This window comes from Halobacillus shinanisalinarum (assembly GCF_022919835.1).
Taxonomy (GTDB): domain Bacteria; phylum Bacillota; class Bacilli; order Bacillales; family Halobacillaceae; genus Halobacillus_A; species Halobacillus_A shinanisalinarum.
Window position 1 is genome coordinate 4,052,702 of the sequence record NZ_CP095074.1, and the last position, 20,650, is coordinate 4,073,351.

At 39.4% G+C, this 20,650-nt stretch carries 20 protein-coding genes; 6 read left to right on the plus strand and 14 right to left on the minus strand.

The features are described 5' to 3' along the window. Window position 1 precedes the first annotated feature (1 nt). The gene (locus MUO14_RS20070; protein ID WP_244752298.1) at window positions 2–322 is read right to left on the minus strand and encodes a hypothetical protein; all 321 of its coding nucleotides are present in this window, start codon (window positions 320–322) and stop codon (window positions 2–4) included. 558 nt (window positions 323–880) lie between these two features. Here MUO14_RS20070 and MUO14_RS20075 point away from each other — a divergent pair. Further along, window positions 881–2,404 (plus strand): glycine betaine uptake BCCT transporter, encoded by a 1,524-nt coding sequence (locus MUO14_RS20075; protein WP_244752299.1) that lies wholly within the window; start codon window positions 881–883, stop codon window positions 2,402–2,404. A gap of 185 nt (window positions 2,405–2,589) precedes the next feature. On the opposite strand, the gene MUO14_RS20080 is transcribed toward MUO14_RS20075, so the two are convergent. The 4 genes from MUO14_RS20080 to MUO14_RS20095 form a co-directional block, all read right to left on the minus strand. Beyond that, window positions 2,590–3,408: a squalene/phytoene synthase family protein gene (locus MUO14_RS20080; RefSeq protein ID WP_244752300.1), complete on the minus strand. Its 819-nt coding sequence runs from the start codon at window positions 3,406–3,408 to the stop codon at window positions 2,590–2,592. Window positions 3,409–3,515: 107 nt separating this feature from the next. Further along, a complete protein-coding gene (locus MUO14_RS20085; protein ID WP_244752301.1) occupies window positions 3,516–3,890 on the minus strand; it encodes an SET domain-containing protein in 375 nt (124 codons plus the stop codon). 245 nt (window positions 3,891–4,135) lie between these two features. Continuing rightward, on the minus strand, window positions 4,136–5,245 hold the full coding sequence (locus MUO14_RS20090) for a DUF2515 domain-containing protein (RefSeq protein WP_244752302.1): 1,110 nt from the start codon (window positions 5,243–5,245) through the stop codon (window positions 4,136–4,138). A 190-nt stretch (window positions 5,246–5,435) separates the two neighbouring features. Further along, on the minus strand, window positions 5,436–6,992 hold the full coding sequence (locus tag MUO14_RS20095) for an ABC-F family ATP-binding cassette domain-containing protein (protein ID WP_244752303.1): 1,557 nt from the start codon (window positions 6,990–6,992) through the stop codon (window positions 5,436–5,438). Window positions 6,993–7,909: 917 nt separating this feature from the next. Here MUO14_RS20095 and MUO14_RS20100 point away from each other — a divergent pair. Further along, the gene (locus MUO14_RS20100; RefSeq protein WP_244752304.1) at window positions 7,910–9,130 is read left to right on the plus strand and encodes a hemolysin family protein; all 1,221 of its coding nucleotides are present in this window, start codon (window positions 7,910–7,912) and stop codon (window positions 9,128–9,130) included. Between the two features lie 233 nt (window positions 9,131–9,363). Here the strand turns inward: MUO14_RS20100 and MUO14_RS20105 are convergent, their stop codons facing one another. Next, entirely contained in the window at window positions 9,364–9,690 is a 327-nt protein-coding gene (locus MUO14_RS20105; RefSeq protein ID WP_244752305.1) for a hypothetical protein, read from the minus strand. Between the two features lie 1,032 nt (window positions 9,691–10,722). Here MUO14_RS20105 and MUO14_RS20110 point away from each other — a divergent pair. After that, the gene (locus tag MUO14_RS20110; protein ID WP_244752306.1) at window positions 10,723–11,373 is read left to right on the plus strand and encodes an HAD family hydrolase; all 651 of its coding nucleotides are present in this window, start codon (window positions 10,723–10,725) and stop codon (window positions 11,371–11,373) included. A gap of 32 nt (window positions 11,374–11,405) precedes the next feature. Here MUO14_RS20110 and MUO14_RS20115 read toward each other — a convergent pair whose 3' ends face one another. Next, on the minus strand, window positions 11,406–12,269 hold the full coding sequence (locus MUO14_RS20115; RefSeq protein ID WP_244752307.1) for a DMT family transporter: 864 nt from the start codon (window positions 12,267–12,269) through the stop codon (window positions 11,406–11,408). 135 nt (window positions 12,270–12,404) lie between these two features. On the opposite strand from MUO14_RS20115, the gene MUO14_RS20120 reads away from it, so the two are divergent. After that, window positions 12,405–12,683: a hypothetical protein gene (locus MUO14_RS20120; RefSeq protein WP_244752308.1), complete on the plus strand. Its 279-nt coding sequence runs from the start codon at window positions 12,405–12,407 to the stop codon at window positions 12,681–12,683. A gap of 191 nt (window positions 12,684–12,874) precedes the next feature. Here the strand turns inward: MUO14_RS20120 and MUO14_RS20125 are convergent, their stop codons facing one another. The 4 genes from MUO14_RS20125 to MUO14_RS20140 all read right to left on the minus strand — a co-directional run bounded on the left by MUO14_RS20125 (window position 12,875) and on the right by MUO14_RS20140 (window position 17,425). Next, window positions 12,875–14,332 (minus strand): SulP family inorganic anion transporter, encoded by a 1,458-nt coding sequence (locus MUO14_RS20125; RefSeq protein ID WP_244752309.1) that lies wholly within the window; start codon window positions 14,330–14,332, stop codon window positions 12,875–12,877. A 164-nt stretch (window positions 14,333–14,496) separates the two neighbouring features. Then, window positions 14,497–16,146 (minus strand): putative ABC transporter permease subunit, encoded by a 1,650-nt coding sequence (locus MUO14_RS20130; RefSeq protein ID WP_244752310.1) that lies wholly within the window; start codon window positions 16,144–16,146, stop codon window positions 14,497–14,499. After that, window positions 16,139–16,861, minus strand: a complete 723-nt coding sequence (locus tag MUO14_RS20135) for an ABC transporter ATP-binding protein (RefSeq protein ID WP_244752311.1) — start codon at window positions 16,859–16,861, stop codon at window positions 16,139–16,141. The genes MUO14_RS20130 and MUO14_RS20135 overlap by 8 nt, the downstream gene beginning before the upstream one ends. A gap of 57 nt (window positions 16,862–16,918) precedes the next feature. Beyond that, window positions 16,919–17,425 (minus strand): GNAT family N-acetyltransferase, encoded by a 507-nt coding sequence (locus MUO14_RS20140; protein ID WP_244752312.1) that lies wholly within the window; start codon window positions 17,423–17,425, stop codon window positions 16,919–16,921. 93 nt (window positions 17,426–17,518) lie between these two features. Between MUO14_RS20140 and MUO14_RS20145 the strand changes: the two genes are divergently transcribed. Together MUO14_RS20145 and map are read left to right on the plus strand one after the other, a co-directional pair. Further along, the gene (locus MUO14_RS20145; RefSeq protein ID WP_244752313.1) at window positions 17,519–18,073 is read left to right on the plus strand and encodes a sugar O-acetyltransferase; all 555 of its coding nucleotides are present in this window, start codon (window positions 17,519–17,521) and stop codon (window positions 18,071–18,073) included. A 92-nt stretch (window positions 18,074–18,165) separates the two neighbouring features. Further along, window positions 18,166–18,921 carry a type I methionyl aminopeptidase gene (gene map / locus MUO14_RS20150; protein ID WP_244752314.1) on the plus strand — a complete coding sequence of 252 codons (756 nt, stop codon included), beginning with the start codon at window positions 18,166–18,168 and terminating at the stop codon, window positions 18,919–18,921. Between the two features lie 37 nt (window positions 18,922–18,958). Here map and MUO14_RS20155 read toward each other — a convergent pair whose 3' ends face one another. The 3 genes from MUO14_RS20155 to MUO14_RS20165 form a co-directional block, all read right to left on the minus strand. After that, complete coding sequence (locus tag MUO14_RS20155; RefSeq protein ID WP_079529279.1) at window positions 18,959–19,159, minus strand: cold-shock protein; 201 nt, start codon at window positions 19,157–19,159, stop codon at window positions 18,959–18,961. 239 nt (window positions 19,160–19,398) lie between these two features. Further along, window positions 19,399–19,599, minus strand: a complete 201-nt coding sequence (locus tag MUO14_RS20160; RefSeq protein ID WP_079529279.1) for a cold-shock protein — start codon at window positions 19,597–19,599, stop codon at window positions 19,399–19,401. Window positions 19,600–19,787: 188 nt separating this feature from the next. Next, on the minus strand, window positions 19,788–20,639 hold the full coding sequence (locus MUO14_RS20165) for a hypothetical protein (protein WP_244752315.1): 852 nt from the start codon (window positions 20,637–20,639) through the stop codon (window positions 19,788–19,790). Window positions 20,640–20,650: the final 11 nt, after the last annotated feature.

Consider the following 20,650-nt stretch of genomic DNA (forward strand, 5'->3'; position numbering starts at 1 on the left):
GTTAATATAAATTTTCGATCACATCGGTATGTGGTTGTGGAAAATCGTGAGGAATCTCGTCACGATAGACAATGGTTCGCTTCCAAGGTCCATTGTTATACCAAATTAGTCTGCTTTCAGTGGCTTCGTTTGGAGGACCGTATTGTTCAATTGTAAGATGAGCGGATTTTTTAGACATTGCATTCCAATCATTAACAATAGCTTGGACTGTCTCGATGTTTTCAAAAGTTTTAGTCGTTTTTTCTGCATCACCAAAAGTTTGTACCTTTAAATCACTCGTCATTGCTGTGGCAGCAGTTTTCATTTTTTCTTCTTGCTCCATAATATTTCACTCTTTTCATCACTCATTTATTTCAAATTATTTTGTGAAAAAAAATGAAATATATACGTTTTCTTAACTAAACCTAAACTAAACTGGTGCGGTTGTTTCACTTACAATAAAGTTTTTCACTAAGCTGACAAGGGATGACTTTTCCTACTGAGTTCATGTGTGGAACGTTGAATGAGGGTTCGAACCATCGATTATGGCTTAGAAGTTTGAAAGATATGCCTGTCAGTATTTTTCCCCAGCCTTCGTTCTGCCAAGTCAACCTCTACCTACGCTTCACACCTTCTAAATATATTGATCTGAAGCAACTAACTAGAAGGCTGACGCTCGTAAGCAAAAAGGTCAGCTTTCATTTTTTTGGCCCAAAACAAGCTTGAGCAACGCTGTGTGAAGACCTATGACTAAACGGTTTATGAATAAAAGTAAAAGTTCTAAAGATAATAACGTAATAAGTCATTTTCAAACTCCTAGTCCCACGTTATTCAGTGAGACAATTAGGCGTGTTGGGGAGGACGAGTATGTAATTTTTGGGGTGAAGGGAGTTTTTCTATAATGCTAAAAAAATTCACACCTGTATTCACTATATCGGCTGGAATTATTTTCTTACTCGTTATTTTAGGTATTTTGTGGCCAGAGAATTTGGAAACCACTACAACTGAAGTTCAAGCATTTATATCTAATAAATTGGGCTGGTACTATTTGATCGTAGTGACACTTTTCGTTATCGTATGTTTGGTCTTTTTAATTTCTCCGTTGGGAAGAATTAAACTTGGTAAGCCAGGGGAAAAGCCTGAATTCACCAGACCCACCTGGATTGCCATGTTGTTCAGCGCCGGAATGGGGATAGGGCTCGTGTTTTGGGGGACAGCTGAACCGATCAGTCATTATGCGATCAGTTCCCCTACGGGTGAAACGGGTACGGATCAAGCGATTAAAGATGCCATGAGATTTACTTTCTTTCATTGGGGAATTCACGCATGGGCAATATATGGGATCGTGGCACTAGTGTTAGCTTACTTTAATTTTAGACACGGAAGAAAAGGCCTTATCAGTGCTACGCTACATCCGATAATCGGCGAAAAAGCAGCAGAGGGAAACTTTGGGAAACTTATTGATATTCTGGCTGTCATCGCTACAGTCATAGGTGTAGCCACAACACTTGGTTTTGGCGCAGTCCAGATTAATGGTGGATTGTCTTATTTGTTCGACATCCCCGTTAACATTGTCATTCAATTTATCATTGTAGCTATCGTCACAATTCTGTTTATGATTTCGGCTTGGTCAGGTTTAGGTAAAGGAATCAAAATTTTAAGTAACGCTAATATGATTATAGCGCTCCTGTTGTTTGGTTTCGTCTTCATTGTCGGACCAACGTTATTTCAATTAAATTTATTTACAAATTCGCTCGGGACGTACTTACAGAACCTTCCGGCTATGAGTTTTCGGATAGCTCCGCTCAACGAAGAGGCAAGAGGGTGGATTAATGGATGGACAGTATTCTATTGGGCGTGGTGGATCGCATGGTCACCGTTCGTAGGGATATTTATTGCTCGGGTTTCTCGGGGCCGCAGTATTAGGGAATTTGTCTTTACGGTATTAATTATTCCATCAGTCATCGGGTTCTTATGGTTTGCGGTTTTTGGCGGCACAGCTATTTCACTTGAACACAATGGGATAGCTACACTCTCATCTCTAGCCACAGAGGAGTCGTTATTTGGGGTTTTGGCTAATTACCCATTTAGCATTGTTGCCTCCCTTGTCGCCATTACACTGATTAGCACATTTTTTATAACTTCTGCAGATTCAGGAACATATGTATTAGGAATGATGACTTCTGATGGATCGCAACACCCTGGCCTTACGATTAAATTAATCTGGGGTTGCTTACTTTCAGCCATAGCACTCGCTTTACTATATACAGGGGGTCTTCAAGCATTGCAAAACACAATGATTATTGCTGCTTTGCCATTCTCTGTTATCATGATTTTAATGACTATCAGTTTCATTAAAGCTGTCTATAGAGAAGGGAAGGATTTGGGTGTTGGTCGATTCAACCCTCCCAAAAAGAAATCCTGAAAGGGAAAAGCATCCTGGAGAAACGTGATAATCTATACACTTATTTGAGCGATTCCCTGACATCCTTAGGCATCGATCAATAGCCCGTCTCTAGGACGGGCTTACTTTTGGTTTATCGTCATTTTAATTACGCAGAGTTATTTAGAATATCATATTCGTTCGAGCAACAGAGGAGTACATGCTTTTCACTCTTTCTTAATCCCCTCAACAATCGTTTCCACCTCATCTCGAGAAATCTTTTCTCTTCCGCTCTTTAATGTTTTAAGCGTTTTTTTAGCTAGAGCAAGAGGGATTTTACAAAACAGAAGAATATTTCGGTTATTTATGTCCTTTATGTACTCATCTGCTAAGCTCAGATTATTTGTTGCGTACGTGAACATGTCTGCCCTGCTCCAACCATCTGGAAGAAACCTCACACCACGCTCGTGATCTTCCTGTTGATTCCTTAAAATATTTACGGCTTGTAAACCTCTACCGTAAGCAATAGCCAGCTCTCTGTCTGTCACTATATCGTCGCTCCACTGCCAAATATCTGAGAGCATAACGCCAACCAATCCTGCTACATAATACGTATAATCATCCAAATCTTCTTTACTTTTTATATGCCAGTCTTTGCTTACCCAGTCTGCCATCCCAGCTGCCATGACGCTGGTTGAATCTTTTACTTTTTCAGTGATTCCTGCGGGGCATAAGGAGATCCAATCTCCAAGGCGCAAAGTTACCTCGGGGAGTAGGTTCTTGTATGGATGTATCAATTGGTCATACGCATCGTTATCAAATTCATCTTTTAAAAGCTGGCTAACCGAGCGTAATACATGTTGTTTCACTTCTGAATCTATCATTTCGTGATCTTCTATTTCATCAATAGCTCGCATGCATAAATAAGCAGAGGCTACGGTCCTCTTCAACGTCGGTTGCAAAAGACTGATAGGAATGTAAAAGGTTCTGCTTGTTAGTTTTAACATGTGCATGGCTTCTTTTCGTAATTTTGTATCGTTAGTCATATTTTTTCCTCCATTGTCAAACTTGACCTGAAAAATTTTGCAGCACAACGAATTTAAAGATCTTTGGAAGAACTATGATTGCCGCGCGGTTTTCATCTTACCATTATCTATTCGTTAAACCATAATGGGTCATTGTTATCGACAAAGCCGTTATAGTTAATTAATATCTCTTCTCCCGCTTTTATGTCTGTGTAAGCATAGAAATCAAACGTGTCATTGGCAAAGTTAATCTTGTAATTTGCATTAGGTTTATACGAATGGTTAAACATCATACCATATCCCAAAAGAAACGCTGTATGGTTTTCACCATATTCAAAGGCATAATCAGCAAGTCGAGTTTGCTCAATGAATACATGTTCCTCGTTAGGGTACGGAATAACTGGGGCCTCATGGATAAGCTCGCGTTTTGCTATATCGCGTGTGGCGAATACTCCTCTATTGAACTCGTCATTCGTGAGTGAGGAAGTTTTAATTTCAATCATGTTAGTCACCTGCGCCTTCTTTCAATGAAAACTTTTAACCTCTTAAGTTTGACAGTTGAGTAGGATGAAAGCAACTGTTTTAATTATTACCATCTAGGACCTACTATTCCCTGTTGAGAAGAGGGGGTATCAAAGCAAGACTACTGTAAGTTATATAAATCTTATATTTAACAATAGGGAAGATAAGTCAGTTTAAACTAATCTGAGCAGCAGTCCTTGAAAAAGGATTCCTCGTTTACAGCACTTCATGACTCATCCTTTTTTGGAAAAAGTGCTTTTGTTGAGGCGGCTATCTCCATCTCTTCAATGGACTTACAGTAACTTTCCTGAATCTCCCCGCCCCAATTTTTTACGGGCTTCTTTACAAAATGGATCATCTTTTTATTTTTATACCAATCACCAGACTCAGCATCTATGTGATTCCAATCTTTCCATGTGGCACTAAGTGTTGGGCTGTAAATCCGCTGAGCTTCATGTTTTAAAGAACAGGGAGTACTTTGCAATTCATGCATCTGCCCAGGTGCTGTTTCTTTCACATTATTAAACAGTTGAGGCCAAAAGTCCTTGCGGGATCCAGTATGAGGATGGGATTTCGTCCATTCAATGGTTTGTGTCAAACGGTTTTGACCGGAAAAAAGCAGACTATATAACCTTTTTCCAAGGTTGATTCGATCCTTCACTGATGAAAAGTGGTGAACCGTTCCACCGATCAATTTGGTGTTTTTTTGGACAGAGTCCGTATAAGGGAGCAAAATATGATTGAATTCGAACAGATCTTGGAGCCTGAACATAATCGTATTCAACACTGTATCCTTGTATTGTTTATTTTGAATCACACGTCCTTCAATGTATTGCTGTTCATTGATGATTAGCGCGATCGTCAGCTCTTCCTTTGTAGACTCAGTCCAGAATTGATTCCAGAACGGTTCCATGAATTTGGAAACCTCCATGGAAGACAATAGATGAAAGAGGGGGCGTCCACGTTTTTTGCTTTCTTCATATAATAATAACTGTGGATAAGCATCCTGGAAAATCAACCAGTTGCCTCGCTCCAGGAACAAAAAAAAGTCGGTTTGCTCTTTCCGAGATAAAAGCTTCGGCAAATATTCTCCTTTAAGATCGGTCATGTTCCAGCCGGCATTACGTGACACCAGGTGCGCCAATAATGCCCAATGAATTTCCGGATGCTCTTGATAAAAATCAAAGTAGGCCTGCGTTCGAGTCACATTGTTTTGATTTTGTTTTCGGGTGATGGCGCGGATAATTTGGATGATGTTTTCCTCTTCTGGGGTAAGGTCATCTCTAACGGTTCGTTGGCTGACCGCTTTTTTTAATTGTTTTTTTATGACTTTCATAGGTCCCCTTGTTTGTTTAAAGATGACGGTCTCCTCCTTTCTTGAAAACTTTTGCATATATAATCATTGCATCATATTAGATGGAAAATAATTGTAATTAATAGTATTCACCTGTTTATTTTTACTTATGCAAGAAGACTAGCCCAAACTTCAAAAAGGACTGCCTCTTATTAGAGTGCAGTCCTTTTTGTTAAAATACTCTCGTGGTCCAATCTTCACAATTCCAAACGTCTGTGACAATATTTTGATAAAACTCTGGTTCGTGTGAGATCAAAAGCACACTGCCTTTGTAATCGTTCAAGGCACGTTTGAGTTCTGCCTTGGCATCAACATCCAGGTGGTTGGTCGGTTCATCAAGGACGAGCAAGTTGGTCTCTTTATTGATTAGTTTACAGAGTCGAACCTTCGCCTTTTCGCCACCGCTTAACACTTGAACTTTACTCTCGATGTGCTTTTTGGTTAAACCACACCTGGCTAAAGAAGCACGTACTTCATGGTGAGTGAAATGAGGAAATTCATCCCATATTTCTTGAATGCATGTGTTGTTGGTTGCTTCCTTTAATTCTTGTTCAAAATAACCGATATGAAGGTAATCTCCTAACTGTGCCGAACCAGACACAGGGTCTATTTCACCAAGGATACTTCGTAAAAGGGTCGTTTTTCCGATCCCGTTCGCCCCTGATAATGCAATTTTTTGCCCGCGCTCCATTGACAAGTTAAGAGGTCGGGAGAGGGGTTCGTCATAACCAATGACAAGGTCGTTTGTTTCAAACAAGTATTTTCCGGCCGTTCGTGCTTGTTTGAAATGAAACGTTGGTTTCGGCTTTTCCGAATCTAACTCGATGACATCCATCTTATCGAGCTTTTTCTGACGGGAGGTAGCCAATTTACTCGTTGCCGCATTCGCCTTGTTTTTTGCTACAAAGTTTTTTAAGTTGGCGATTTCTTTTTGCTGTTTCTTATACGCCGATTCTAACTGTTGTTTCTTCATTTCATAGACGCGGAGGAATTCGTCGTGGTCTCCTGGGTAACGCGTAACCTGTTGGTTTTCCATATGATAGATCAAATTGACAACACTATTGAGAAACGGGATGTCATGGGAAATCAGAATAAAGGCGTGATCGTATTCAAGTAAATAATTTTTTAACCATTCTATATGTTCAACGTCAAGGTAGTTCGTTGGTTCATCGAGTAACAGAATATCTGGTTTCTCTAAAAGCAGCTTAGCAAGCAAAACCTTCGTTCTTTGCCCTCCACTCAAATCGTGAACATCACGATCAAGTCCAATGTCATCGAGACCAAGACCATTGGCAACTTCTTCAACTTTGGCATCAATGGTGTAAAAATCATTGTTTGTAAGGGCATCTTGAAGTCGACCGGTTTCATCAAGAAGTTCTTCTAGTTCTTCTGGGTCAGCTTCCCCCATTTTCGCAAACAAATGGTTCATTTCTGCTTCCATATCAAATAGATATTGAAAAGCTGTCCTGAGTACATCTCGAATTGTCATACCTGGCTTTAAATCAGCATGCTGATCCAAGTAACCGATACGTGCGTGTTTGGACCATGTGATAGTTCCCGCATCAGGCTCTAGTTTGCCTGTAATGATATTCATAAAAGAAGACTTACCCTCGCCATTGGCGCCAATAAGTCCAATATGTTCTCCTTTTAATAAACGAAAAGAAACGTCATCGAAGATCGCACGATCCCCGAACCCATGACTCAACTTATTAACTGTGAGTAAACTCATTTGAAACACCTTTTCCTTATATAGATTCATGCTTATCTATTATAAAGGTCATTGCATTAAAGTGATAGTGGTTTATCTTCGATTGAGAAGGGTAGATAAATATTAAATTTATGCACGCTTTCCCTCTTAGGCAAAAAAGGAGAGGAGGAGGTAGACGGATGTTGAGTATTGATTTTAAATTTATCTTAATAAAACACCAAGGAATAGAGGAGAATAATAATATTCTTAGCAATGGCTTATCGGCAAGTCCAAATAACTTTATTTTTTTAGATTTCTAAAGCAATTTATACAAATGAATGAATTTCATAATTTAAGTCCCCTGTGCCCCAGGGGATTCAAAATCTAAAAAAGGAAGTACCTTCCCAAATCTAGTCAAGTAGGAAATTTGATTTTTATTAGGTAAGGGCGGTAATCTGGAAGACTCCATCTCGAGATAGGTTTCCGTTTCCTTGGATGGAGAAGGAGGTCCAAATCACTCGCTTTCCGTGGGCATGCGCTGAGCCTCCTCGGACTCCGTCCTCCGGGGTCTCACCTGTCATGTTCATCCCACAGGAGTCTCGCAATTTCCCGGACCTCTTGTGTTTGTGAGAAGAACGGAAACACTCCAGGTTCACAAGTCACCCAAAACGACAGAAGAACTTCTTATCAGAGAGCTGAAAATCTCTCTGTGACGCGGTTATTATGCCACACATTGGAGACTCATTCGGAATACGAATGGCTCCGTTCATCACAAAACAGGTGGGGTGGCTGGGGAAACGGCGAGACCCCGGAAGGCTTCGCCTGAGGAAGCTTGCTGTTTAGAGGATGTTCGGCTAAAACCGAAACGTCCTGTGGGGCCGCAGGAAAGCGAGTCGTTTCATTGATTAAACTATATATTGTTATGTGATTTTTTCCATAATCAAGGGAGGAAATGCCTAGTGATCATTGCGATCATATTTTTATTATTTGTTTCATTTTTCTTCTCAGGAAGTGAAACGGCATTGACAGCCACCAATAAGATGAGACTGCAAACGAAGGCAGGTAACAACGATAGAAAGGCTGAAAAACTTTTACATTTAGTTTCTAAACCAGGTGAATTTATTACGACTATTCTAATTGGAAACAATATTTCCAATATATTACTTCCTACGCTTGTGACAACGCTTGCGATTCAGTATGGATTTAATGTAGGGCTTGCTTCTGCTATTTTAACGGTTACGATTATCATCTTTTCTGAAGTCATTCCTAAATCGGTAGCAGCTGCATTCCCCGATCGTATTGCACTGCTCGTATCCCCGATCATTCGATTTTTTGTCGTTGTTTTTAAACCGGTAACGATCGTACTTAATAGGCTTACAGGAATAATTACAAAAGCTCTTGCAAAGGATCAACCAAACGATGTATCCATATCCAAAGAGGAACTGCGTACTATGGTTGATATTGCAGACTCAGAAGGAACGTTCAATCAAGCAGAGTCCCACCGTATTAAAGGCGTACTCGATTTTTACAATTTAAATGTCAAGGATGTATTAAAAACACCAAGGGTAGAGCTTACTGCTCTTCCAAGTACGGCAAGTTTTGAAGTGGTAAGGGACGTTGTCATTCAAAATCCGTTTACAAGATATCCTGTATATAAAGAAGATATTGATGATATTGTGGCTGTCTTCCATTCAAAGTATTTGCTATCGTGGTCCACAGAGCAGGGGAAACCGTTAGAAGCATTTAGTTACACTGATCCATTGATTATCTATGAATTCCATCCGATAGAATGGGTCTTCCGCAAGATGACAAAAGAGAAAAAACATATGGCCATCGTATTGGATGAGTATGGTGGAACAGAAGGAATTCTAACACATGAAGATATAATCGAAGCAATGATTGGTCTAGAAATTGAGGATGAAATGGACCTTGAAAGCGAAGCGATTGTTGAAAAGGTTACGGATACCGAAATCATTTGTGATGGAAAAATTACGCTTCGGCGGTTAAATTCCATTTTTAATTCAGAAATTCCAGAAGAAGAGGATGTTCTTGCCGGATATTTGCTAAAAGAGTTTAACGATTTCCCTGAAGAGGGAGAGGTGTTGGAGCGGGTCAACCTAACGTTTAAAGTGTTAGAAACTGAAGGAAGAACGATTAGAAAGGTCTTGATTATTAAATAAAGCTGCTAAGTATAAGATTAAGCTTGAGACATGGGGACTTAAGCAGCTAGATGCCAGGTTATCATATAATTACCTAAGGGTAACATGGATAGGCAACACTTGGTTGGACAGTTTTTAGTGAAGGATTAGATAAGTCTTAGTTCGTAGAAACCTTCAGAAAAATTGGATGAAGGGCCAAATACAGAATTAATCGGAGAAGTTAGAGTGATGATGTTATAAATGAAGTCTTTTCTTTAAATATCGTGCTTTCCTGTTTTAAAAATCAAATAATCAATATCAATGTTAGTACCTTGAATTTCATCAGAAACAACCTTGAATACAGATTGGTGTTGCTCTAGCTTTTCTTCGAGATGATTGAAATGACTGTGCATTTCTGATGACAGGTTGTCTAATTTTGATTCTATACGTTCTTGTCCAGCCTCTAAATTAACCTGTCCAGTTTCAAGTATAGTAAGTCCAGTCACTAAGCCAGCTTGTCCAACCTCAAGAGTAGCTTGTCCGGTCACTAAGTTAGCTTGACCGACCGCTAGGCTATTTTGCTCCGTTTCTAAGGTATCCAAACGGTCATTAACTTATTGAATTTCAGTAATAATTTGTTTCAATACTTTCTCCAGGCGACTCCCCTCCCAGTTTTAAATTATTTTTTTACCATGGTTAGGCTGAATTAGGTAGAAAAGTAACAACTCTACTTTTTAAATAAGAGGAGGTTAAGTGACAGCAGTCTTGTTCTCGATAAGCAGTCAAAAGGATAAGTATTTTACCTACCGTCAATAGTTATAGAAGGTGAAAGACTAACTATGTCAATAAGCCCCCGTAAAAATAACCGAGAAAGGTTTTCTTAATCATCCCATATTCCTTCGCAAATATGGCTTATTTGGATGTTTTGTAAATTTGTTCTATGTACCATTCAATCGGTTGTTTAAGGTTCCCCTTATAATAAGCACGTTTTACACTTTGCCAAGCTGACAAGATATTCTTTGGTAATAAAAAGGGTCGAGTCATATCAATAAAGGTTTCAGAAATGTTTCGGTTGGTCTACTTTAATAATCGAAACGAGGGATGAAGTTGGTGTCGTTTCCGGTTCATAAAATTTTTTTATTCATGTCTTTGTTGAATATGTGTTTCTGTTCTTTTACAAATCTTTTTTATAAACATTATTTTTCTCTTTATTTGCGCTCTTGTATTCGGCCGAAAAAAGGCGTCGTTTCAGGGGATTGAGAAGATCAGTACCGTGTCATGTACGGTGTCAGATGGGGTGTCATCATAATTAATAATGAAGGAGTTGGAAAATAGGGTAAATACGTATATCTGGCCCTAAATCTATGCATAAAGCGCGTTAAATACGCAAATACCTCATTAAATCGTACATCTATTTTTAGAATGGTCATCTTTTGATTTATTGATTCTGTCGCAGGTGTAGGTTTTCTTGGCGAAAACAGGGCAGCACGCTGCAAAATTAAATGATTTTTCCAAAAGGATTTAGTCTTGATGCCTGAGTCCTTTACTTATAACATTTTAAGGGCACTGCTTAGAAAGAAAACAGCTTTTAATGAAAATGGTTTTTTCTACAAAACAGAAAATGGGGTGTTTCATTGATACAAGCCGTATTATTTGATTTAGATCGAACATTGTTAGATAGAGATCAGTCACTAAAAAACTTTGTGAAAAAGCAGTATGACTCTTTTCAATCTCTTCATCAATACATAGAACGCGACGAATTCTTAGAGAGGTTCATTGAGCTTGATGAAGGGGGCTACCAACCGAAGGAACAGGTCTATAAACAGCTTGTTGCTCGTTACTATATGGATACCATCAATGATCAAAAATTGCTGGATCATTATTATAATTTTTTCTCAGAAGAATGTATTGGGTTTAAGGGGATGTGCGAAATGTTAATCATCCTCCAGAAAAAAGGTATAAAGCTGGGGATTATTACAAACGGGCAAACGAACTTTCAAACAGCGAACATACGAGCTTTGGATATAGAAGATTTCCTTGATGTCATCCTGATTTCGGAACAGGAACAAATGAAAAAACCTGATCGTAGGATTTTTCAAAAGGCTGCTGAACAGCTGCAGGTACCGATCGAATCCTGTCTTTTTGTTGATGATCATGTTAAAAATGACGTGGAAGGGGCTCTTGCGGCTGGGATGAAAGCTATATGGAAACGAGGTCCTGATGATAATTGTAGGAAGGAGGTTTTGTCAATTGTAGAGTTGGAAGAGGTTATAGACTTCCTATAAAAAAAGCGACTGTATCTCTACAGTCGCCCATATTAATCGGCAGTTTTAGCTTCCTTATTATTCCTAAGAAACATGTATAAGGATGCGCCAAAAATGATAAAGTAACCGAGGAAGCTCATCCAATCGGGCACTTGGTTAAAGAAAATGATACTAATCGCAGCTGTGTACACGACAGTAGAATAGAAGAAGATCGAAATTTCGCGGGCGGGTGCAAATTTATAGGCAATCGTTAATCCGAATTGTCCTATTGTTGCAAATCCACCGGCGCCCAATAGATAAATCCATTGTTTCGTTGAGATCGGCTCATAGAAGGCGATTGTAAAAGGGAGCAGAGAAACGGTTGTAAAAAAGGAAAAATAAAAAACAACCGTATAAAACTGTTCTTTACTTCCAAGTACGCGCAAGAGGGTATAGGCTCCTGCAGCAAACACAGCTGAGAGAACCCCAACGATATAGGGGATGAGCTCGACGGAAAATTGCGGTTTTATAATGAATAATGTGCCGACAAATGCAACTAAGATTGCCACAATTTGATAAGTCTGCGCTTTTTCTTTAAGAAAAATGGCTGAAAAAATAATTAATATAAATGGGCTTAGCTTGTTGAGCATCTCTGCATCTGATAACACCATATGGTCAATGGCATAAAAAAACAACACCATCCCAATCGTTCCAAGTGCAGATCTTGAGAGTAGTAACACCTGGTTCTCTTTTTTACCAAAGATTCGTTCTTTATTGTAGATGACTAATACAAATGCAATCACTGCAGAAACGATATTTCGCATGAACGTTTTTTGAACAGTAGGGACATCACCTGACAACTTCACAAGAGCTGCCATCATCGAAAATCCAAAGGCAGAGATAAGTAGTAACAGAATTCCTTTATTACGATCACTCATACATTTTTTCCTCCATTATTGCTATCATTCGTAAAATCACCTATATTATCCTAATACAATCGTGTTAAGAAAAAAAGTATTTCGGGTTTGATCGCACTTCAGTGGGGAATATAAGTTAGGCTAGGAGGCGACCATTTGATTTGTTCCCATCCTGTGTTTACAACGAAGCGAGTTATTAAAGATAATCAGCAGCATTATGTTGAAGAAGAGTCCCATATAGAATTGTACAACGACCAAGTTATAACCCCATCAGCCCAATTTTTGATTGAAGATGTTCATGATGTGTCCTATCGTCCGCTGTCAGGGACGTATGGCTTTTTTTATTTGCATACCATAAGAGGGGTGTATTCCTTTAAGGTAAAAGGTTCACCTGAAATATGGATGGCAGAGTATAAAAAAGTGCAGGTCAGGTGATTCGTTCGTATTTGCCCGCAATTTTGTAGTAAATGGCCGTGATCTCAAGTGAAACGATGACTTCTAAAAAAAGCTGCCTCAATAAAGGTCGTCCATTTCACGACCTTGCGAGGCAGCATTTTTACGTTCAACTGGCTTGATAAGAAAAGACTATAATGTGTGTCTTTAAAGATGCTTACGGTAATCTTAGTCTATGAAGCGTTCGCTTTATTTTGGTAGGCAGCTAATCGGTTGACAAGCTGGGAACTAGCTGGATTAAGCCCACCAATTTTGACCAATTTATCATTTTCCTCAAGTTTTGTCACGAGTTTATCAATCGCGGCTACGCCCGAATCATCCCAAACATGGGCATGAGTGAAGTCAATGTGTACTTCTTTTGCCTCTACATTAAGATCTATTTGTGTCATTAAGCTCTCAATGGAAGCGAAGAAAACTTGCCCGCTTACGAAATAAGTCTTTGTCTCAGCTTCTAGTTTCTCCTCAACATGCACTTTAGAAATTTTTGCAACAAAGAAGATGGCACTTAAAATCACACCAGCTAAGACACCAATAGATAGGTTGTGCGTTAATACAACGGATACGACGGTAACGACCATAACGACAGAATCTGAGATCGGATTTTTATGAAATTTCGTTAAAGAACTCCAGTCAAATGTTCCGATCGAAACCATAAACATCACACCAACGAGCACAGCCATCGGAATTTGAACGAGGATATCGTTAAATGAAATAATCAGCAGGATGAGAAATACCCCTGCGACTAAAGTGGATAAACGACCGCGCCCTCCTGAGGAAACGTTGATAACGGATTGTCCTATCATGGCACATCCCGCCATTCCTCCGAAAAATCCTGACGTAATATTAGCAATTCCCTGGCCGCGAGCTTCTTTGTTCTTATCACTCACAGTATCTGTCATATCATCAACAATTTGTGATGTCAGTAAAGACTCAAGCAAACCCACAAATGCTAAAGCAAGGGAAATCGGAAAAATAATTTGTAATGTCTCAAACGTAAGCGGAATTTCAGGTACTAAGAAGATAGGAAGAGTACTTGAAAGTTCACCCATATCCCCTACAGTTTTTAACGATAAACCACTAGTAGCAGTGATGACCGTCATTAAGATAATTGCGATTAGCGGTGCGGGTACAGCTTTAGTAAACCTCGGAAGAATATAAATGATCGCAAGGGAACCGGCAACCATCGCATACATCACCCAGTTGGCACCTTCAAAGTGCGGCAGTTGGGCAGTAAAAATTAAGATGGCAAGTGCATTAACAAAGCCTACCATCACGGACCGCGGGATAAACTTCATAAGCTGACCGACTCGCAATACTCCTAATAGAAATTGCAAGATTCCAGTTAAGATCGTTGCTGCAAGCAAATACTCAAGTCCATGGTCCTTTACTAATGTGACCATAAGCAGAGCCATTGCTCCAGTTGCAGCCGAAATCATCCCCGGGCGTCCACCCATAAAAGCAATAACGACAGCGATACAGAAGGAAGCGTACAAACCTACCATGGGGTCGACTCCAGCTATGATAGAGAAAGCGATTGCCTCAGGGATAAGCGCCATAGCGACAACCATGCCTGAGAGCACATCGTTTTTTACGTTTCCAAACCATTGTTGTTTAATTGTAGCCGTGTTCAATACTACACCTCTTTCCATAAAAAATTGACACGATCACATTCGTGCCTTGAACCGATAAGAACGAAGCAAATTATATCATGGTATTTATAAATTGACTAGTCCCATATGCAGGAATTTATGAGGATATGTAAAAAAAGAGCCCTCATAGGAGAGCCCTTAAACGATTATGAAGAAAGCATGTAGAAATATTTCTTAATCATTTTCTTCAAGATCTGATTACTGATTAAGGTCAGTACAAGCAGAGTTACAAAGAGAATAATGGAAGTCACCCATACCCCTTGAATGGCATCGATGTTCCAGAGTAAGAGAATGATTGTTCCAAAAACAGCCACTTCTATAATTAAAGCTAGGATGCCGATGAGCCTTCCTTTAAAAATTTCCCGTTCATCGGTCCAATTTAAATGAGGGGAATATAGATCAAGCACAGTACCTACAACACTAGTAAACCAGTTGATTAGCAATGAAAGGAAAATCCAAATAACACCAATCATCAATGGGATTTTTATAAAAAACGCTATAGTCGCAATAACAGCAAGGCTTAATAGATTAATGAAAAAAGAAGCCAGGAGCTTGCTGAACATAACGGTCTCAGCTTTTATCGGCATATAAAGATGATTGAACCAGCTCTTCCCATCGCGTGAAACAGATGATATGGATGCAGGGTTAATACCTAAGGTGAAAATGGTGAATCCAACCATACTTAATATTATTGTTTTTCCTTGAAACGATTCAAGCATCGTACCGATATTTCCCATTGTACCGCTTGTATCCATTACGATGATCACAATGAATAGGACAGGGAGCAAAAGGGACTGCACGATGATTTGCGTGAAAAATGCAGGAGTCCGCAGCATAATTTTCATCTCGCGTACCCAGCTAGAATAAATCACATTCTTCTTTTTCACTTTTTCCATCATTTTTGTATGATTGATGCTTTTCTTAGCTCCGCCTGATAATCCAAGTACCCCTTTGAAGTATAGCTTTTGTCCTGTGGTCGCCATGAATAGGAGGGCAAAGAGGCAAAGTACACACGTTAAGAGAAAATAACCAATTCCTGCAAGGGATGTAGGAGCTGTTAGACTGATTGAACTAAAATAGGCGGTTGGAACGAATTTAGTGACCATTTGTAATAAACCGTTTTGTTCAGCTACGAGCTGGGCTAGATTCTCCCCAGCGTTTGAGCCCGAGGAATTAAGCCGAATGATAACATTAATTCCAATCGCAAAAATAAACGTAAGCAACCCTGCGAAGATTTTCATACGATCTTTATTTTTGGATAGGTTTAAAAAACGCATCACAAACATAACAACAACTGCCGTAAGAACAAACGGAATGACTGGAGTAAGCAGCCATAAAATAAATCCGAAGATGTAATAAACAATGCCGGCCCCGCTATGTATGCCGTAAAGAATGAGGGCAGGGGCTAATAAAAGTAAATTTGTAAGGTACAACGTTAGGAAGGGGACAGCAGCTTTTCCAAGCATTATTTGATAAGGCTGAAGAGGCAGCGCGACAAAGGATTCTACATCTTCTGCGAAATAGAATGAGCTTAGTATGGTTCCTACACTGATAAAAATAAAGAGAATCGTGATGATAACAAAAAGCAGCCCAAGAATAATGTTTTCATTTCCAGTAGTTGTTAAGACGTCGTACATCGAACCAATGATGCCGTCTAACATATATAAAACGAAGAGGGCAAAAGGAATCGCTACAATTGCTAAAAAAATATATCCTATTTTCTCATTGGTGCTTTTGCCTGCAAGCGAGAGCTGCATTTTGACCATGACTTTAATTAGTTTTAATGTCTTAGCCATTTTGCGTCAGCTCCAAAAAGACTTTCTCTAAATTATCATCCTCTTCGAATTGGTGTTTCATTTCAGCCATGCTCCCTAAAAATTCAAGCTGACCATTATTAATGATGGCTACCTCATCACACAATTGCTCAACGACTTCAAGGACGTGAGTGGAGAAAAACACGGTTTTACCTTTACTTGCGTGCTCACGCATCATTTCCTTTAATGTGTAAGAAGACTTTGGATCAAGGCCGGAAAGCGGCTCATCTAGAATCCATACATCTGGATCATGAAGCAAGACACCACATACGACAATTTTTTGCCGCATCCCATGAGAGTAGGTAAGGATGTGATCATTTAACGCCCCATAAATACTGAAGCTTTTTGTGAGGTATTCAATCTTCTCTCGTCGGATATCCGCCGGTACACCGTACATATCAGCAATGAAGTTTAAGTATTCAACACCTTTTAAGCGCAGAAATATATCTGAGCGGTCCGGCACATAACCGATTCTTTCTTTTGCTTTCATCGGTTCCTTTGTAATGTCAGATCCATTAATAGTAATACTGCCTGATTCAACAGGGAGGATGCCTGTCATCATTTTAATGGTGGTGGATTTTCCGGCTCCATTAGGACCGAGAAACCCGAATATCTTACCATCTGGAATCGTAAGAGAAAGGTTTCTTACAGCCGTATTTCCAGGGAATTGTTTAGTGACTTGTTCGATGCTAATCATATTAATAGCTCCTCTCATTTCCATCTATATACAGTACGAATGAAGCAACAATACGTTTCAGTTTTTAATGAAATGGACCATATGGAGCTCGTCTAAATAGCGATTAGGAAGCTTAATTGCTTTATGTTCCACGCCATATTCGTGAAAACCAGCTTTCTCATATAATTTTCTAGCTGCTGTATTATCGGTAACTACACTAAGTTGAAGGATTTCTAGTTCAATTTCTGCTGCATAACGTTTAGTTTCTTTCAAGAGTGCCTCACCCGCTCCTTTTCCCCTGAAATCTGGACTAACATACATAGCTAATATGGAAGCTTTATGTGCAAACTTAGGATGGGTCTCCTTCATTAAAGTTACATTTCCGACAAGCTTTTCTTCTGAGAAAACTCCAAATGTATGCGAAAGATCTGATTCTAACCGACTTGCTGTAGATTCAACTGGGTTGGGACGCTGCTTTTCTTGTTCATAGGTGGTAATAAAGGCATCAGGATTTGTTAAAAGGGCTTCTAAACGTAATTCGCGATAACTGTCGGCGTCCTTACGTTCTAATTGACGAATGATCATATATGGATTCCTCCTCTAATTTTAATAAGGGTAGCGAACATTTATGGTAAAGTAAAGAGGAGAGTGAACTTTTTATATTAAGAAGGTGAGTCGATGACGGAAAAGGAAAAAATGATAGAGGGAAAACTATATAAATCTTGGGATGACGAGCTCGTCTTTGATCGGACACGGGCCAGACAAATTCTCCATTCATTTAATCAATCAAAGGTAACAGAAGCCCACAATAGGGATCAGTTGCTCCAAAGCTTACTAGGAAGTGCAGGTGACGAGGCGGCCATTGAACCTGCTTTTCAATGTGATTATGGTTACAATATTCATGTAGGGGACCAGTTCTTTGCGAATTTTAATTGTGTATTTCTTGATGTTTGCAAGATAAAGATTGGAAATAGAGTAATGATGGGGCCTAATGTACAAATCTATACAGCCACACATCCGATGGACAGAGAGACACGGGCAAGCGGACTCGAATATGGAAAGCCTGTTTATATTGGGGACGATGTGTGGGTTGGTGGCAGTGCTGTCATTAATCCTGGGGTAACGATAGGAAATAATGTAGTCATTGGCTCTGGAGCTGTTGTTACAAAAGATGTACCAGCAAATGTCTTTGTTGGAGGAAATCCTGCGAAATTTATAAAAACAGTCGATTAAGTTGCAATGGTAGTCGAAGTGATTTTTTTCAGTTATCATACTTAAAGGTGAACGCATATATGTAAGAAGAATAGGAGAAAGGGTTTGGAGCTATGATTAAAAGAAAAAGTAAACGTGAAATAGAACGGATGCACGAAGCAGGTAAGCTGTTGGCTAATGTACACAAGGAGCTTCGCGACTTTATCAAGCCAGGCATAACGACTATGGAGATCGAGAGGTTCGTTGAGCGCTATTTAGAGAAGCATGGAGCAACCGGTGAGCAAAAAGGATATCAAGGCTATGAATTTACAACATGTGCCTCCATCAACGATGAAATTTGTCATGGATTTCCTAGAGAGGAAAAGCTTCAAGAAGGAGACATTGTTACGGTTGATATGGTTGTCAATTTAAATGGCTTTTTAGCTGACTCTGCTTGGACCCACCCAGTTGGCAAGATTAGTGAAGAGACGGAGAGGCTGCTTGATGTAACAAAGACATCACTTTATAAGGCCATTGAAAAAGCTCAGGTTGGTAATCGTATTGGTGATTTAGGTCATGCGATTCAATCGTATGCTGAAGGAGAAGGTTATTCTGTCGTCCGCGACTTTACAGGACATGGGATTGGTGAAACGATACATGAGGACCCTTACATCCCCCATTTTGGAGAGGCTGGAAAAGGTGCTCGCCTAAAAGATGGGATGGTTATTACTATTGAACCGATGATTAACATCGGTACGTATCAAAATAAGATGGATCAGAATAACTGGACAGCACGTACATTAGATGGTTCTCTTTCCGCTCAATATGAGCATACAATCGCGATTACTAAAGAAGGACCGTTCATTTTAACGGATCAGGACAAAAAGTAAGAAACAAAAAAAAGCTCCCAATTCGGGAGCTTTTTATTTATGCTTTTTGAACGTTAGCAGCTTGTGGTCCGCGCTGACCTTCTTGAATTTCGAAGTTTACAACTTGACCTTCTTCAAGAGACTTGAAACCTTCTTCTTGAATAGCAGAGAAGTGAACGAATACGTCGTCTTGACCTTCTACTTCGATGAAACCGAAACCTTTTTCTGCATTAAACCATTTAACTGTACCTTCAACCATGAAAAATACCTCCTGCGTGGATCTCTTATCCACATTGTATTACTATTCTTGCTCTTTCACAATCAAGACGAAAATTACTATGAAGCAACTTCTGTTCTATAAATCGTTTCCGAACAACAATAACTGCTATAAGTATAACAAATGAGCAAAACAAATGATACTCATAATAGAAATTAATTGAAATTAAGGATGAGAATAAAAAAGACTCCCAAGAAGGGAGTCTTTTTTTAAAAGCTAGCTTACGCTTTTTGAACGTTAGCAGCTTGTGGTCCGCGCTGACCTTCTTGAATTTCGAAGTTTACAACTTGACCTTCTTCAAGAGATTTGAAACCTTCTTCTTGAATAGCAGAGAAGTGAACGAATACGTCGTCTTGACCTTCTACCTCGATAAAACCGAAACCTTTTTCTGCATTAAACCATTTAACTGTACCTTCAACCATGAAGAATACCTCCTGCGTGGATTAAATCCACATTGTATTACTATTCTTGCTCTTCATATTCAATCAAGACGTATCGTTATGACGCATCTTCTCTGTTATGAATCATATCGAACAACAATAATTAATTTTATTATAACAGATGGTCTCAAAAAAGGAAAGTCTCTTTCAAAACTTTTTTTCTAAGCTGATTAAGGCTTGGCAAAATAGGCAGTGTCAAGAACGTTATAGAGGGTTTGTTCTAAAAGCGCAGTGACTTCTTCTTCAGGAATGGCGGCAAGCTCACTGAGTGCTCTTCCTTTATCAAGTAAATGTTTCACAGTTACCCACCCTACGAAAATGGCTTCATTAAAGAAACCTGATGCCCCCCGTCCTTTTGTAAATGAGTATAGAGCCTCGTAATCATTTCGTTTAATATGGGGAAGTAAATTTATCATAATTCGATTTGGTTCTTGATTGCAGACATTCATCCAAGAATAGGATGGTGCTGAAAGAGCAAAGGAAGTATTAACCTTCTCAGCCGTGTGTAAGGCAATCCCTTCTTGTAATGTAATGTGGGCAACACTTTTAGCGAATGGAGAGGAATCCCCTAATTTAAGACAATAGACGGCACGTGCTAATTCTTTGGCAAGATCTAGTTGTCTTAAGTCTTTTTCAATTGGGTAATACAGAGTGATATGGTCCAATTCGTCTGTCTGAAGAAATGGATCTGATTCGAAATTTCCTACGAAAAACACAATGGACATGTGTACAGGTGGGAAATAATTTAATTCTTCCTTAACGGCCGTAAGCATGGTTGAGATTTCTTCGGCATTCGGCTCAAAATGTTCGATACGATCAACGGCAAAGGCGTATTGTGGAAAGGCATGATCGAGCATGTCCCTAGTCAACTGGTCATCGTGGTTTCCTAATTGAGTTACTGAAAAGCCGTACAGTTGCCTCCATAATTCAAATCGTTCATCAGGATCTGCCTTTGATGTAATGGCCTGATTGTAGAAGGCTAAAAACTCATCTTTTAAATGGGTTATCTTGATGTTATCCACTTTTCTCCTCC